Below are 13,057 nucleotides of genomic sequence, written 5' to 3'. Positions count from 1 at the left end.
GTCGGCGGGAGCGGCCGGATTCCACCACGCCGACGACCGCGCCGACTGCCCGGTGGCCGGAGCCTGCGGCACTGCGGCCGCGGGCTGTGCGGCGGCCGGGTTCGGGTGCACAGACGGCGCCATGAACCCGCTCTGGTCGCCGTACGCGCCCGCGGGCGGGGGACCGGCCGGAGCCTGGGGCGGCCCCGCCTGCGGCATGTAAGTCGGCTGCGGCGCGGCCGGCGGTTCGAGGCCGGGCCCGGGCGCTGCCGCGAACGGGGACGGCGCCGCCGACTGCGGCTCGTCCGCGGACTGCTGCCATGGCTGCTGGGGTCGCCACTGGTCGCCCGGATCTGCCTGGGGCGGCTGGGTGCCGGAAGTCATGTGAAGAGTCTATGCCGCATTTGCCGCCCCTTCACCCGCGCTGCGATTCCCGCTCGCCTCGTGACGGTGCGTCCGGCCTGGTCATCACTCCGTGAAGTCGAACTCGCCGTCTTTGGCCCCGGCGAGGAAGGCATCCCACTCGGCTCTGGTGTAGACGATCACCGAGCCCTCGGGGTGGTAGGAGTGTCGCACCGCGACCCGGCCGGAGCCGTCGGCGAGCGGGCCCGCCTCGACGCACTGACCGCCGTTGCTGCTGCTTCGAGAGCTGGTCTTCCAGCGAATCCCGGCCAGCTCCTCGCCCGTGAGCTCCTGTGCAGTACCGGTCTTCATCCTCACTCCTTCAAATACCGTTTGACCAGGGCGATCGACTCCTCAGCAGGAAGAGCGCCCTCAATCAAATCCTTCCACACCTTTCCGATCCGGCTCACGGTCGGTTCCTCGATGTAGAGCGAGCCGCCGACTGTTTCGGTGTAGGCGACATCGGGATACGGGTCGGGCATCGTGAACAGCTCGAAGCTGCCGAGGTGAGCGGCATGAGGGCCGTGCGAGGTCGGCATGATCCGAACATCGATGTTCTCGAGTTCACTCATCTCGACCAAGTGGTTCAGCTGCCCGCGATGTACTTCAGCGCCACCGACAACCCGCTGGAGCACGAGTTCCTCCAGTACCGCCGTGAGCTTCGCAGGGTCGTCCTTGCGGAGTACCTGCTGGCGCTCAATTCGCAGGTCGATCCATCGATTGATCTGGACTTCAGGGGTGCGGTCGCCGGAGTCGTTGCGGATCAGCGCTTCAGCGTATTCGCGGGTCTGGAGCAGGCCGTGCACGATGATGTGCTGGTAGGTCAGGATGTGGTCGACCCGGGATTCGAGCCAGGGGACATTGACGAAGTCATGCCCGAAATCCTCGCGGTGCGGGTCCCACCAGTCTTTGCGCCAGATGTCGTCGCAGAGCTGGAGGAGTCCGTTGCGCTCGGTCTCGTTGGCGACCCCGTAGAAGTCGAGCAGGTCGATGACATCGTTGCGGCGGAAGGGGATCTGGCCGGTCTCGTAGCGCCCGAGCATCGCGTTGTTCCGCTGGATGTGGTCGGCCGCTTCCTGCTGCGGGATGCGCAGGCGCTTGCGGATGTCCCGCATCCGCTCGCCGAGCCACAGCGCCCGCAAGCTGATTCCTGATCCTGTTCTCGCCATGGTGGTCACTCCAACGGTTGATTCGCAAAAAATCTAGAGAACCTAGTTCTGCAATCTTGCAACTCAGGCTAGCACTGTGCGAGGATATCAAACAAGCGTGAAGGGTTCATCACAGGATTCGGGGAGCGAGGTTCGCGTCGGCGGACATTCCTCGCCCTTCGCGAAAGCCGACCGGGGCGGGGCCACAGTTTGCACGCCGAGGCCCGCCCCGGTCTTTAGACATCGGAGGTAGATCCGTGTCCGGACCTATTGTCGCGCACCCGTCTGCGGGTGCCAACCTGAGTTCGCTCTCGCAGCCGCAGGCGTTCACCATCCGCTGCGCCGAATGCGGCGATGAGGAGAACACCCACCTGCCGCACTGTCCCGGCGTCGTCGCCGCGGGCTACGACACGGTCGAGGTCGGGGCTTTCTCCAGCACCGTCTACCCGCGGGCGGGCGGGAGCTACTGCACCCATGCGAGCGCCCTCGGGGCGCTGCGCTTCTACCTGATGTTCGGCCCGGTCGAACTCCATCTCGCCGACGGCAGCGTCTTCGGCATGGACGACCTTCCGGTCTGACCGGTTCACCCGCGATGACCGACCGCCCGCTGCGCCGCATCGCCGCACCGTTCGTGGTGCCCGGCCCGACCGGTGTATCGGTGCGCACTCGCCTCAAGTGGCTCACCGCCGAGGACGAGCAGGTGCTGCGGGCGGTCGGCGCTCATCTCGGTTCGCTCGCCGCAGTCGACCTGAAGGTCCGCTGCGCGGACGGTCTCGAAGGCGGCAACGGGCGATGGGCCGAGCGGTCGAGTGCGGGTGGTTCGAGGCGGCAAGGATCTGCTGCGGCAGGCGCATCTCCTTGGCCCCGACAGGTCGTCGACCACCGATTGACGCGCTCGATGGGAGGCCGCAGCGAGTGCAGGGCAACCGCGCGATCGCCTATCGGATCCACCTCGATCCGGACAGCGGCCGCTGGTACGTCACCGCTTCATGGCAGCCCGGTCCGAAGCCGCAGACGCCACTGCCCGCTGCGCTGAGCGAAGGCTGCATCGGCGTTGACATGAATGCCGATCACCTGGCCGCATGGCGCCTCTTCGGGATCTGATCACGCGTTTCCCGACCGCGAAGCTCAGGAACCGGCTCGTGTCGATGGCCGTGGCGCGTGCAAATGAGAGCCCGCCCCAAGCGACGGCTTAGGGGCGAGCTCCCAGGTCGGATCGGCAGCGGGGTGACCGCCAGTGGGGTGTTTGACCGTGAGGCCGCTACTCAAGGGCTCCTTCGAGCTCCTTCTGGAGAGTCTGGGCTTCCTCCGGCGACATTTCCACGACCAGCCGACCGCCGCCCTCGAGCGGAACGCGCATGATGATGCCGCGGCCCTCCTGAGTGACTTCGAGCGGTCCGTCCCCGGTCCGCGGCTTCATGGCCGCCATATTCGTCTCCCCTCGATCCAAGGCCGCAGGTTGCGACTCGACGTTGCTAGATCAAGTTTCCCCGATCCGCAGGCCGAGAGCCAACTCGCCCCTCCGAGTATGTGACAAAGTTGCGGAGAAAGTGCCTAAAAGCGTTTAAATCGGACACACGATTTGCGGATTTTCGATCCGCGTGCGCCCAGGCCTGGAATACTGCCGGATCGTGACGGTCCGTCCCGCGCTCTGACTACTCTTCCGGATCCTGCTCGTGTTCGGCCCCCAGGAGGAACGCGGTCCCCTCGATCTCGCGCCCGTACGGGGCCACGAACGTCGGCAGCTCCTTCGGACCCAGCGAGCGGATGTACGACCAGAACTGGCGCACCGCCTCCGCCTTGTCGACCGCCTCGATCGGCATCGACAGCGTCACGAGCCAGTCGCGGCGCCGCTCGGGCGTCGGGAGCGAGCGGACCAGGTCCTCCCACGCGTCCGGCGTCAGCGAGGTCCAGCCCCCGGCCACGGCGCCTTCGGCATCGCGCGAGCGTTCGATCGCGGCGGCGCTCTCCGCGGTCTTCTCGGGCTCCTCCAGGCGCCGCCGGTACGCGATCGCGGGGCCGTCGAGCTCGCCGAGCGCGAACACGCCCTCGGGGCCGGCCAGCGCGACCTCGTCGCCGTCCGCGGCCCCTTCGGGGAGGGCCGCACTCGGCTCCACTGCCTCGACCTCGTACGCCTGTTGCTCCGCGTACTCGTCCTCGTTCAACACCAGCAGCCAATAACGCATGGCCATATCCCATCACGACCCTGCGCGCGGCGTCTGCTCCCCGTCGTCCTCGCGCGCTGCCTCACGTCCGGCCTCGTCGCTGTCGGTGCCGGCCTCCTTCGCGAGCCGGAACGTGTCCTCGTCGAGGTCCTCCTCGAACGCGTCGTCCTCAGCTGCTTCGACCGCCTCGACGGCGTCGTCCAGCGGCTCCCCGGCGGGCTCGACGCCCTCGTCGGCCGCCGCGAGCACGTCTTTTTGGGACACAGCGTTTTCGGACGCAGCCTCTTCGGCCGCAGCCTCATCGGTCCCCAGTTCGGCGCGCAGGACCGCCAGCTGCTCGTCGCGCCGGCCGATCTCCCACGCCAGGCGGGTCAGGGCGGCGTCGACCTGGTCGGTGCGGTAGCCGCGCGCGCCGGTGTCGAACTTGAGCGATCCGATCGACGACTCGCTGACCGGCTCCTCCTCGCCGAGCCCGGCGGGGGCGCCCGCGGGGGCGAGGTCCAGCAGCGTGTCGCGGCCGGTGGCCCACACGACGATCGCGAACGCGATCCACACGCCGACGACGGCGACGATGACCGGGAGCACGAAACCCACTGGTTCCTCCAAGCAGCTCTAAGCGACGAACGCGAAATAGGCGAACAGCGCCATTGTGCAGACCGCGAGGGTCACTCCCAGACGCGGGTTGTGGGGGACGACCGCCTTGACGGGCTTCCCGTTCCGGTCGGTCAGCGGCAGCCGGGGCCGGTTCGCGGCCCCCACCAGCAGATATCCCACGAGCGCGGCCATCACCGGCGGCAGGAACATGACCCACCAGGTGGCCTCGCCGCCGCCGCTGGCGGCCAGGTAGATCAGCTGCCCGATGAGGCAGGCGACCATGCACGACCCGTAGACGAGGAGTTCGCGGAGCACGTGGTGCACGTTCGGCAGCAGCGTCGGCCGCTGGGCGGCCCGCACCGTCGCCTTCAGCGACAGCTCGGCCTCGCGCAGCGCGGTCTGCGCGTGCGCCAGCGCCGTGTCGGGATCGTCCACGGCCGCTTCGGCGTCCTCGACCGCCTGCGACGGCATGAGGTCGGGCGTGGACTGCCGCAGGGTCGAGCACAGCTCGGCGACCCGGGAGGTCTGCGCGTCCAGGTCGGACCGCACCTCCGCGAGGGCCCGCCTGCGCCGCTCCAGCTTCCGCTCGGCCTGCGCGGTGCTCGCCGCCGAGTCGGCGTCGAGGCGCGCGAGCTCGTGGACCAGGTCTTCGTAGGCGCTCAGGCTCATCGGGTCTCCACGGTCTCGTCGAGGCGGCCGGGCCGCACGTAGGGGACCGCGAGGGTCTCGGTCCCGGCGTGCCGGTCGATGACCAGGCACCGGTTCGCGCGCGCGTCCCAGGTCCGCTCGTAGCCGCCGGTGATCGCGGCGAGGTCGTTGGCGGCGATGTTGAGTGCGACGACGCCGGCGACGTGCTCGCGCCCGGCCGAGCCGCCGATGTCGTCGAGGAACCGCCGCGCCCCGCGCCACCAGCCGATGACGTGCGCGCCCGTGGCGGGCCCGTGGAGCAGCAGGTCCCGCAGCGTCCCCGGCTGCCCGTCGGCGCCGTCGGCCCCGAACCACACCAGGTACACCGGTTTCCCGCGCGGCGCCGTCAGGATCGTCCCCGGCTCCAGCTCCCGGCATTCGTGCCCGGCGGCCTTCAGCTCCTCGACCAGGTCCCGCGCGAGCTCCTCCGCGCCCGCGGCCGTGGCCGCGACCTGGAACTCCACGGACCCCGGTTCGTGCTGGCGCGCAAGGGACACCGCGGCCGAAGTGAGGACGTCGGCGGCGACGATCGAGGTCCCCACGACCGCGAGGTGGCGCCCCGGGCTCCGGTCGAACTGGTAGCCCACCGTCGACATGTGCACGTCGACCGCGCGCCCGACCAGCGCCCGCGGCGCGTGCGTGGGCGCGAGCGCCTCGAACCGCGGGTCGGCGGCGAGGTGCTGCTCGTCGAAGCCGCGGAACACCACCGGCTCCTCGTCGGAGTCGCGCCGGTTCCACAGGTCGCGGCGCAGCTGCGCGAGCAGCTCGTCGGCGCTGGACGCGTCGGGGAACTTGCAGGTCCGGTTGCGGCCCTTCAAGCCTCCGGCGTCGTTGAGGATCGCCTGCCCGACCGATTCGACGCCCGCGTCGTTGCCCTCGTCGAGCAGGTGCTTCGCGCCCGGCAGCGCCACGCGCAGCGGGAACTGCCCGAAGATCGAGTCCTTCTTGGAGTACAGCGCCTCGATCCCGGAGATCGTCTGCGACGCCAGCACCAGGTGCACCCCGTACGAGCGGCCCTTGCGCGCCAGCTCCTCCAGGTGCGCGACGGCCTCGCCCGCGAGCCGGTCGTTCCCGGCGAACAGCACGTGGAACTCGTCGACGACGGCCACGATCCGCGGCAGCCGCACGTCCGGTCGCAGCTCCCGCAGCTTCGCCAGCCGCGTCGCCCCCGCCCGCTTCATGAGCCCGGCCCGCCGCGTCAGCTCCGCGCGCAGCGCCCCGAGCACGGCGACCCCGTACTCGCGGTCGGACTCGACGCCGACGGCCCGCACGTGCGGGATCCACGACGGGTCCAGCGGCGAGGGCGTGAACTCGGTGAACGAGACGCCCTCCTTGAAGTCGAGGAGGTACAGCTCCAGCTCGTCGGGGGAGTAGCGGGTCGCGAGCCCGTAGAGGACGTCGAGGAGGAACACGGTCTTGCCGCCGCCGGTGCGCCCGCCGATGAGCCAGTGCGGGGTCGCGTCGTCGAAGGACACCTCGACGTCGCCGCCGGCGGTGTGCCCGGCCTGGTCGCGGCCGATCACGGTGGTGAGCCCGTCGCGGCTCGACTCGGTCCACAGCTCCGCTGGGACGAGGTCGGCCACGGACAGCTCGCCGGCTTCGCGGCGCTGGCGGGCGCGGCCGCCGAACACGTTGCGCGCCAGGGCGGGCGGCGGCGGGGCGTCGAGGACGACGGGGAGCGGGAGGCTGCCGAGGCGGACCTCGTCGCCGGTCTCCAGATAGGTGGCGTGCTCGATCGCGGGCAGAGTCTCCCGGTGGGGGAGGTTGCGCCAGCCGCAGATGACGAGGTGGCAGCGGGCGGAGGGCCCGGCGTGGGCGAGGGCGGCGAGGCGTTCGCGGGTGGACTTGCCGACTTCCGGCGGGAGTCCGGCGATGACGATGAGGTGGTAGGGCCGGTCGGCGATGGACTGGCCGCGGGCGGCGATGTCGCGCAGCTCGGTGAGGCGCTTCTCGGCGTCGGTGAGGATGCGGCCGAGGGCGAGGTGGTCGGTGGCGACGGTGGTCGCGATCCCGGCGTCGACGAGCGCGGTCGCGGGTGCGAACACCTGCCCGAGGGTGACGCCGTCGACGAGGGACAGTTCGAGGCCGGGGTGCGCGGCGGTGACGCGCACGAGCAGCGACTGGAGCATCCCGGCGACGCGCGGGTCGGCGGCGTCGCCGTCGCACACGAGGTGGCCCTTGCCGAGCAGCCCGGTCAGGGCCGGGAACGCGGGCTCGTCGTCGAGCAGCGCCGTCCCGATCCGCACCGCGTCGGCGCTCGACGGCTCCGTCCACAGGGGCGTGTTCGGGTCGGTCTTCGCGAGGTCGTTGCCGAGCCATCCGCTCGCGGCGCCCGCGGCCGCGGCGCCGAGCCGCTGCGCGAGTTCGCTTCGGCGCCTTTCGGTGTCGTCCGCGGCGAGCCGTGAAGTCGCCTCGACCAGGAGCCGTTCGGCCCGGTCAGCGGCCCCGGCGGCGTCGCGCAGCCGCGCCGCGGCCCGGTCGAGTTCGGTCCGCCAAGTCAATGCCGCCTCCCCAGGGGTGCCGTGGTCGACACCACCATACCGGGGGACCTCACCGCGTGAGGAGACCGGAGCAGAGCGCGAATGCGAAAGCCGCGCACGGATCTTCGGCGGCGCCCTACGGGTGCTCGAACAGTCCGAGCGCCAGATCCGCCAGCCGCCCCGGGTCCTCGGCGCCGCACAGCTCGCGCGCCGAGTGCATCGACAGGATCGGCAGGCCGACGTCGACGGTGAGGATGCCCAGCTGCGTGCCCGAGATCGGGCCGATGGTGGTGCCGCCGGGGATCGAGTTGCGGTTCACGTAGTACTGCCACGGGATCCCGGCGTGCTCGGCGGAGCGGCGGAACAGCGCCTCCTCCTCGGCGCCGCTCGCGTAGCGCTGGTTGGCGCTGACCTTGATCATCGGGCCCCCGCCCGCGATCGGCCGGTGGGTCGGGTCGTGCTTCTCGGTGTAGTTGGGGTGGATGGAGTTCCCGGTGTCGGAGGACATCATCCCCGAGCGCGCGATCGTCTGCGCGTACCGCTCGACGTCGCCGGAGCCGAGGATGCGGCGCAGCACGGTCTCCAGGAACGGGCCCTCCGCGGCGGAGTAGGTCTGGGACCCGATCTCCTCGTAGTTGAACGCGGCGAGCACCGGCAGGCGCTCCCCGGTGTCCCCGGCGGCGATGAGCGCGGCGACGCCCGCGTGGAGGCTCGTCAGGTTGTCGAGCCGCCAGGCCGCGAACAGCTCCTCGTCCTTGCCGAGGTACGCGGGCTTGTCGAGGGCGGCCGCGAACAGGTCGTGCCCGAGCACGTCGTCGGGGTCCACGCCGGCCTCGCCCGCGATGAACTCCAGGAACTCGCCCTCGCGCGGCTGGCCCAGCCCCCAGATCGGGGTCAGCTGCGACTGCGGGTCCAGCGCCCGGCCCTCGTTCACGCCCCGGTCGAGGTGGATCGCCAGCCGCGGGACGCGCAGCAGCGGCCGGTCCACGTGCACCAGCACCTCGGTCCCGTCGCGCAGGATCAGCCGGCCCGCGACGCTCAGGTCCCGGTCGAGCCAGGTCTGGTGCGGCACCCCGCCGTAGACCTCGACCGCGACCTGCTTCCAGCCCGCGAACCCGGTGTCCGGCTTCGGCTTCACCTTGAATGTCGGGGTGTCGGTGTGCGCGCCGAAGATCCGGAACGCGTCGAAGGCGCCGTCCTTGCGCCACGCGATGATCGACCCGTCGCGGACGGTGTAGTACCCGCCGTCGGCCGCGGGCCACGCGTCCTTCTCGTCGAGCCGCGTGAACCCGGCCGCCTCCAGGCGCCGCCCCGCCTCGGCGCACGCGTGGTAGGGCGTCGGACTGGCCTCGATGAAGGCGGCGAGGTCGTCGGTGTGCGACCGGTCGAAGCGGGGCATGATCGTCCTTCGCTGGCAGATGGCTGGCAGATGGTGGGTGCGGCTGTCAGCATAGAACGATGCGTGCTCTGAGACTTGGCAGACGGGTGTTCGATGGCGGCGATTACGCGGTGATGGCGATCGTCAACCGCACGCCCGACTCGTTCTACGACGCCGGGCGGACCTTCGCGTTCGACGCCGCCGTCGCCGCCGTCGACAGCGCGGTCGCGAACGGCGCCGACATCGTCGACATCGGCGGCGTCAAGGCCGGCGACACCGGCGGCGAGGTCACGGTCGCCGAGGAGATCGACCGGGTCGTGCCGCTCATCGCCGCCGTCCACGACCGCCACCCCGAGCTCGTGATCTCGGTCGACACGTGGCGCGGCGAGGTCGCCCGCGAGGCGGTCGCCGCCGGGGCCGAGCTCATCAACGACACGTGGGCCGGCTGGGACCCCACCGTGATCGAGGCCGCCGCCGACACCGGCGCCGGGTTCGTCGTCTCCCACACCGGCGGGCTCGCGCCGCGCACGATCGCCGAGAAGGCCGTCTACGGCGACGTCGTCAAGGAGGTCCGCGGCGAACTCGTCGAACGCGCCGAGGCCGCCGTGGCCGCGGGCGTGCGCGCCGACGGGATCCTCATCGACCCGACCCACGACTTCGGCAAGACCACCTACCACTCCCTCGACCTGACCCGCCGCCTCGACGAACTGACCGACACCGGCTGGCCCGTCCTGGTCGCCCTGTCCCGCAAGGACTTCGTCGGCGAGACCCTCGACCTGCCGGTCGACCGGCGCCTGAACGGCACGCTCGCGGCCACCGCGATCTCGGCGTGGAACGGCGCGCGCGTCTTCCGCGCGCACGACGTCGCCGCCACCCGCGAGGTCCTCGACATGGTCGCGGCCATCAAGGGCGACAAGCCCCCGAAGGCCCCGCACCGCAGCCTGTGAGCCCTAGCGGCCCTGCTGCATGTGGGCGACGGCCTCGTCGAGGTCGTCCGTCACCAGCAGCAGGTCCAGGTCCTTCGGGCTGATCTTGCCGTCGCCGAGCATCGAGGTGCGCAGCCACTCGACCAGGCCGCTCCAGTAGGCGGTCCCGATCAGCGCGATCGGGAACTTGCCGACCTTGCCGGTCTGCTCCAGGGTGAGCGCCTCGAACAGCTCGTCCATGGTCCCGAACCCGCCCGGCAGCGCGCAGAACCCGCACGAGTACTTCAGGAACATGACCTTGCGGACGAAGAAGTACTTGAAGTCCAGCTCGATGTCCACGAACTCGTTGATGCCCTGCTCGAACGGCAGCTCGATGCCCAGGCCCACGGACTTGACGTTCGCCTCGAACGCACCCCGGTTCGCGGCCTCCATCGCCCCCGGGCCGCCCCCGGTGATCACCGAGAACCCGGCCTCGCCGAGCTTGCGGCCCAGGTCGACGCCGAGCTTGTACTCCTCGGAGTCGACCACGGTGCGCGCCGAGCCGTAGACGCACACGGCGTCGCCGAGGTCGGCGGCTTCGAGGGTGTCGAAGCCCTCCACGAACTCCGCCTGGAACTTCATGACCCGCCAGGCCGCGCGCTGCTTCCACTCCTCGCTGTGTTCGAGGTCGAGCAGCCGCTGGTCGTCGGTGATGCGGGAATCCGAAGTCATGATGCCTCCACATAGGCTCGCAGCGCCGCCGCGCAGTCGCGGATGCGCGGGATCTCGACGCGTTCGTCCTGCTTGTGGGCGAGGTTCGGGTCGCCCGGCCCGAAGTTCACCGCCGGGATACCCAGTGTCGCGAACCTGGCCACGTCCGTCCAGCCGAGCTTCGCGCGGAACTCCCCGCCCGCGGCGGCCACGAACTCCGCGGCCTCGGGCCGGTCCAGGCCCGGCCGGCACGACGGCGCCGTGTCCGAGACCTCGACGTCGAAGCCCGCGAACACCTCGCGCACATGGGCTTCGGCGGCGGCCTCGTCCCGGTCGGGGGCGAAGCGGAAGTTCACGTCGATCCAGCCCTCGTCGGGGATGACGTTCCCGGCGACGCCGCCGCCGATGAACACCGCGTTCAGTCCCTCGCGGTAGACGCAGCCGTCGACCTCGACCTCCCGCGCCTCGTAGGCGTTCAGCCGCTCCAAGACGGGCGCGAGCCGGTGGATCGCGTTCTCGCCCTTCCACGACCGCGCCGAGTGCGCCCGCTTCCCGCGGGTCGTCACGCGCACTCGCATGGTCCCCTGGCACCCGGCCTCGACCAGGCCGTACGTCGGCTCCAGGAGGATCGCGAAGTCCGCGGCCAGCAGCTCGGGCCGCGACTTGGAGAGCTTGTTCAGCCCGTTCGCGGCGGCCTCGATCTCCTCGCAGTCGTAGAACGCGAAGCTCAGGTCGAACTTCGGGTTCTCCACCGTGGCGGCGATCCACAGTGCGAGCGCGGTGCCCGACTTCATGTCCGAGGTGCCGAGCCCCCACATCACGTCGCCTTCGGTGCGGGTGGGGAAGTTGTCGTTCACCGGGACGGTGTCGAGGTGCCCGGCGAGCATCACGCGGCGCTCGCGCCCCAGCTCGGTGCGGGCCACGAGGGTGTTCCCGACCCGCTCGGTCGTCAAGTGCCCCAGGCGCTTGAGGGCCGCCTCGACCGCGTCGCAGATCGCCGCCTCGTCCCGGGAGACCGACGGGATGTCGCACAGGGCCCTGGTCAGCGCGACCGGGTCGGCGAGGACTGCCTCACTCAAAACTGTCACATCCGCAGACGATACCCGCCGCGTGGATAGGCTCTGAGGATGAGTGAATTCCTGACTGACGCAGCCTGGGGTGTCGGCGTGGCCACGGTCGCCCCCGACGGCACGGTCCTCGACGTGTGGTTCACCCGCCTCGGCCTCGGCGAGGCCCCCACCGGCGTCGCCGCCCCCGAGCTCGACCGCGAGAACCCGACCGGGACGTTCTCCAAGGGCGTGTCGGTCCTCGTCAAGACCCTCGCCGACGAGCCGGTCGACACCGCCGACGTCTACCTGCGCCTGCACCTGCTCTCGCACCGCTTCGTCACCCCGCACACGGTCAACCTCTCCGGCATCTTCGGGCTCCTCCCGAACAACGCCTGGACGAACCACGGCCCCGTCCCCGCCGACGAGGTGAACAACGCCCGCCTGAGGCTCCGCGCCGGCGGCGGCACCCTCGAAGTCAAGTCGCTCGACAAGTTCCCGCCGATGGCCGACTACGTGACCCCCGCGGGCGTGCGCATCGCCGACGCCTCCCGGGTGCGCCTGGGCGCGCACCTCGCCGAGGGCACCACGGTCATGCACGAGGGCTTCGTGAACTTCAACGCCGGGACGCTCGGCAACTCGATGGTCGAGGGCCGCATCTCCGCGGGCGTCGTCGTCGGCGACGGCTCCGACATCGGCGGCGGCTCCTCGATCATGGGGACGCTCTCGGGCGGCGGCAAGGAGGTCATCTCGATCGGCGAGCGCTGCCTCCTCGGCGCGAACGCCGGCATCGGGATCTCCTTGGGCGACAACTGCGTCGTGGCCGCCGGCTGCTACGTCACCGCCGGCTCGAAGGTCACCCTCCCCGACGGGACCGTCGTCAAGGCCGCGACCCTCTCGGGCAAGGACAACCTTCAGTTCTGGACCAACACCCAGACCGGCGTCCTCGAAGTGCGGCCGCGCACCGGCACGTGGGGCGAGCTCAACGCCGCCCTCCACAGCGCGCAGTAGCCGCGTGTAGTACTCGGGTACCGCCCCTCATGCTCAGGCATGAGGGGCGTTTTCGTTCTCCGGACCGACGCGCGCGGCCCCGGAGCCGCATACCGTCTAGGGCATGGACTATGTCGGAGAGTTCGGCGGTGCGAATCCCACCGCCTCGGGTTTCGTCGTCACCACCACGGAGAACGTACCGGGCTACGAGGTCCTGGAGACCCACGGCGAGGTCTTCGGGCTCACGGTCCGCTCGCGGAACATGTTCTCGGACATCGGGTCGGGCTTCAAGTCGATCCTCGGCGGTGAGTTGAAGGGCCTCTCGAAGGCCCTGGCGGTCTCGCGCGAGGAGGCGCTGACGCGCATGGTCGACCAGGCGAAGAGCCTGGGCGCCAACGGGGTCGTCATGATGCGCTTCGACGTCTCGGACGCCCGCGACATGGGCACCGAGGTCTGCGCCTACGGCACGGCCGTCACGGTCCGCAAGCTCACCTGACACTCAGACTTTTTTCGACTGTGCTTTTTCGGTAACCGGGAGATAAAAAGCGGCGGCACCGATCCGTGAGGATCGG

General features: G+C 70.6%; 14 protein-coding genes and 2 pseudogenes. 5 read left to right on the top strand and 11 right to left on the bottom strand.

Annotation, left to right across the window (positions count from 1 at the left end; all coding sequences use genetic code 11):
• From DI269_RS27175 to DI269_RS17155, 3 genes and pseudogenes are all read right to left on the bottom strand, one after another.
• A pseudogene (locus tag DI269_RS27175) lies at positions 1-363 on the bottom strand (topoisomerase II); the annotation flags it as partial.
• Positions 364-447: 84 nt separating this feature from the next.
• Positions 448-693 carry a DUF397 domain-containing protein gene (locus DI269_RS17160; RefSeq protein WP_112138027.1) on the bottom strand — a complete coding sequence of 82 codons (246 nt, stop codon included), beginning with the start codon at positions 691-693 and terminating at the stop codon, positions 448-450.
• 2 nt (positions 694-695) lie between these two features.
• The gene (locus DI269_RS17155) at positions 696-1,550 is read right to left on the bottom strand and encodes a helix-turn-helix domain-containing protein (RefSeq protein ID WP_112138025.1); all 855 of its coding nucleotides are present in this window, start codon (positions 1,548-1,550) and stop codon (positions 696-698) included.
• Positions 1,551-1,786: 236 nt separating this feature from the next.
• On the opposite strand from DI269_RS17155, the gene DI269_RS17150 reads away from it, so the two are divergent.
• Positions 1,787-2,107, top strand: coding sequence for a hypothetical protein (locus DI269_RS17150; protein WP_112138023.1), 321 nt, complete (start codon positions 1,787-1,789; stop codon positions 2,105-2,107).
• A 14-nt stretch (positions 2,108-2,121) separates the two neighbouring features.
• Positions 2,122-2,621 (top strand): annotated as a pseudogene (locus tag DI269_RS29150) (hypothetical protein); the annotation flags it as partial.
• A 169-nt stretch (positions 2,622-2,790) separates the two neighbouring features.
• Here DI269_RS29150 and DI269_RS17135 read toward each other — a convergent pair.
• The 6 genes from DI269_RS17135 to DI269_RS17110 form a co-directional block, all read right to left on the bottom strand.
• Entirely contained in the window at positions 2,791-2,958 is a 168-nt protein-coding gene (locus tag DI269_RS17135) for a DUF3117 domain-containing protein (protein ID WP_112138021.1), read from the bottom strand.
• 226 nt (positions 2,959-3,184) lie between these two features.
• The gene (locus DI269_RS17130; RefSeq protein ID WP_157975054.1) at positions 3,185-3,715 is read right to left on the bottom strand and encodes a hypothetical protein; all 531 of its coding nucleotides are present in this window, start codon (positions 3,713-3,715) and stop codon (positions 3,185-3,187) included.
• 12 nt (positions 3,716-3,727) lie between these two features.
• On the bottom strand, positions 3,728-4,288 hold the full coding sequence (locus DI269_RS17125) for a DivIVA domain-containing protein (RefSeq protein ID WP_198667503.1): 561 nt from the start codon (positions 4,286-4,288) through the stop codon (positions 3,728-3,730).
• 18 nt (positions 4,289-4,306) lie between these two features.
• Complete coding sequence (locus DI269_RS17120) at positions 4,307-4,957, bottom strand: AAA family ATPase (RefSeq protein WP_112138013.1); 651 nt, start codon at positions 4,955-4,957, stop codon at positions 4,307-4,309.
• Positions 4,954-7,476: an FtsK/SpoIIIE domain-containing protein gene (locus tag DI269_RS17115; RefSeq protein ID WP_112138010.1), complete on the bottom strand. Its 2,523-nt coding sequence runs from the start codon at positions 7,474-7,476 to the stop codon at positions 4,954-4,956. The genes DI269_RS17120 and DI269_RS17115 overlap by 4 nt, the downstream gene beginning before the upstream one ends.
• Before the next feature lie 115 nt (positions 7,477-7,591).
• Positions 7,592-8,854 (bottom strand): M18 family aminopeptidase, encoded by a 1,263-nt coding sequence (locus tag DI269_RS17110; RefSeq protein WP_112138008.1) that lies wholly within the window; start codon positions 8,852-8,854, stop codon positions 7,592-7,594.
• A 59-nt stretch (positions 8,855-8,913) separates the two neighbouring features.
• On the opposite strand from DI269_RS17110, the gene folP reads away from it, so the two are divergent.
• A complete protein-coding gene (folP, locus tag DI269_RS17105) occupies positions 8,914-9,780 on the top strand; it encodes a dihydropteroate synthase (protein WP_112138006.1) in 867 nt (288 codons plus the stop codon).
• Positions 9,781-9,783: 3 nt separating this feature from the next.
• Here the strand turns inward: folP and DI269_RS17100 are convergent, their stop codons facing one another.
• The gene (locus tag DI269_RS17100) at positions 9,784-10,470 is read right to left on the bottom strand and encodes a TIGR00730 family Rossman fold protein (protein WP_112138004.1); all 687 of its coding nucleotides are present in this window, start codon (positions 10,468-10,470) and stop codon (positions 9,784-9,786) included.
• Positions 10,467-11,537 (bottom strand): succinyl-diaminopimelate desuccinylase, encoded by a 1,071-nt coding sequence (gene dapE / locus DI269_RS17095; protein WP_112138001.1) that lies wholly within the window; start codon positions 11,535-11,537, stop codon positions 10,467-10,469. The genes DI269_RS17100 and dapE overlap by 4 nt, the downstream gene beginning before the upstream one ends.
• A gap of 39 nt (positions 11,538-11,576) precedes the next feature.
• On the opposite strand from dapE, the gene DI269_RS17090 reads away from it, so the two are divergent.
• Positions 11,577-12,506, top strand: a complete 930-nt coding sequence (locus DI269_RS17090; protein WP_112137999.1) for a DapH/DapD/GlmU-related protein — start codon at positions 11,577-11,579, stop codon at positions 12,504-12,506.
• Positions 12,507-12,609: 103 nt separating this feature from the next.
• On the top strand, positions 12,610-12,981 hold the full coding sequence (locus DI269_RS17085) for a YbjQ family protein (protein ID WP_112137996.1): 372 nt from the start codon (positions 12,610-12,612) through the stop codon (positions 12,979-12,981).
• The last annotated feature ends 76 nt before the right edge of the window (positions 12,982-13,057 follow it).

It is taken from the genome of Glycomyces dulcitolivorans (genome assembly GCF_003265355.1).
Taxonomy (GTDB): Bacteria; Actinomycetota; Actinomycetes; order Mycobacteriales; family Micromonosporaceae; genus Glycomyces; species Glycomyces dulcitolivorans.
Note: the sequence above shows the minus strand (reverse complement) of the source record. Positions and strands in the feature narration are given on the sequence as shown.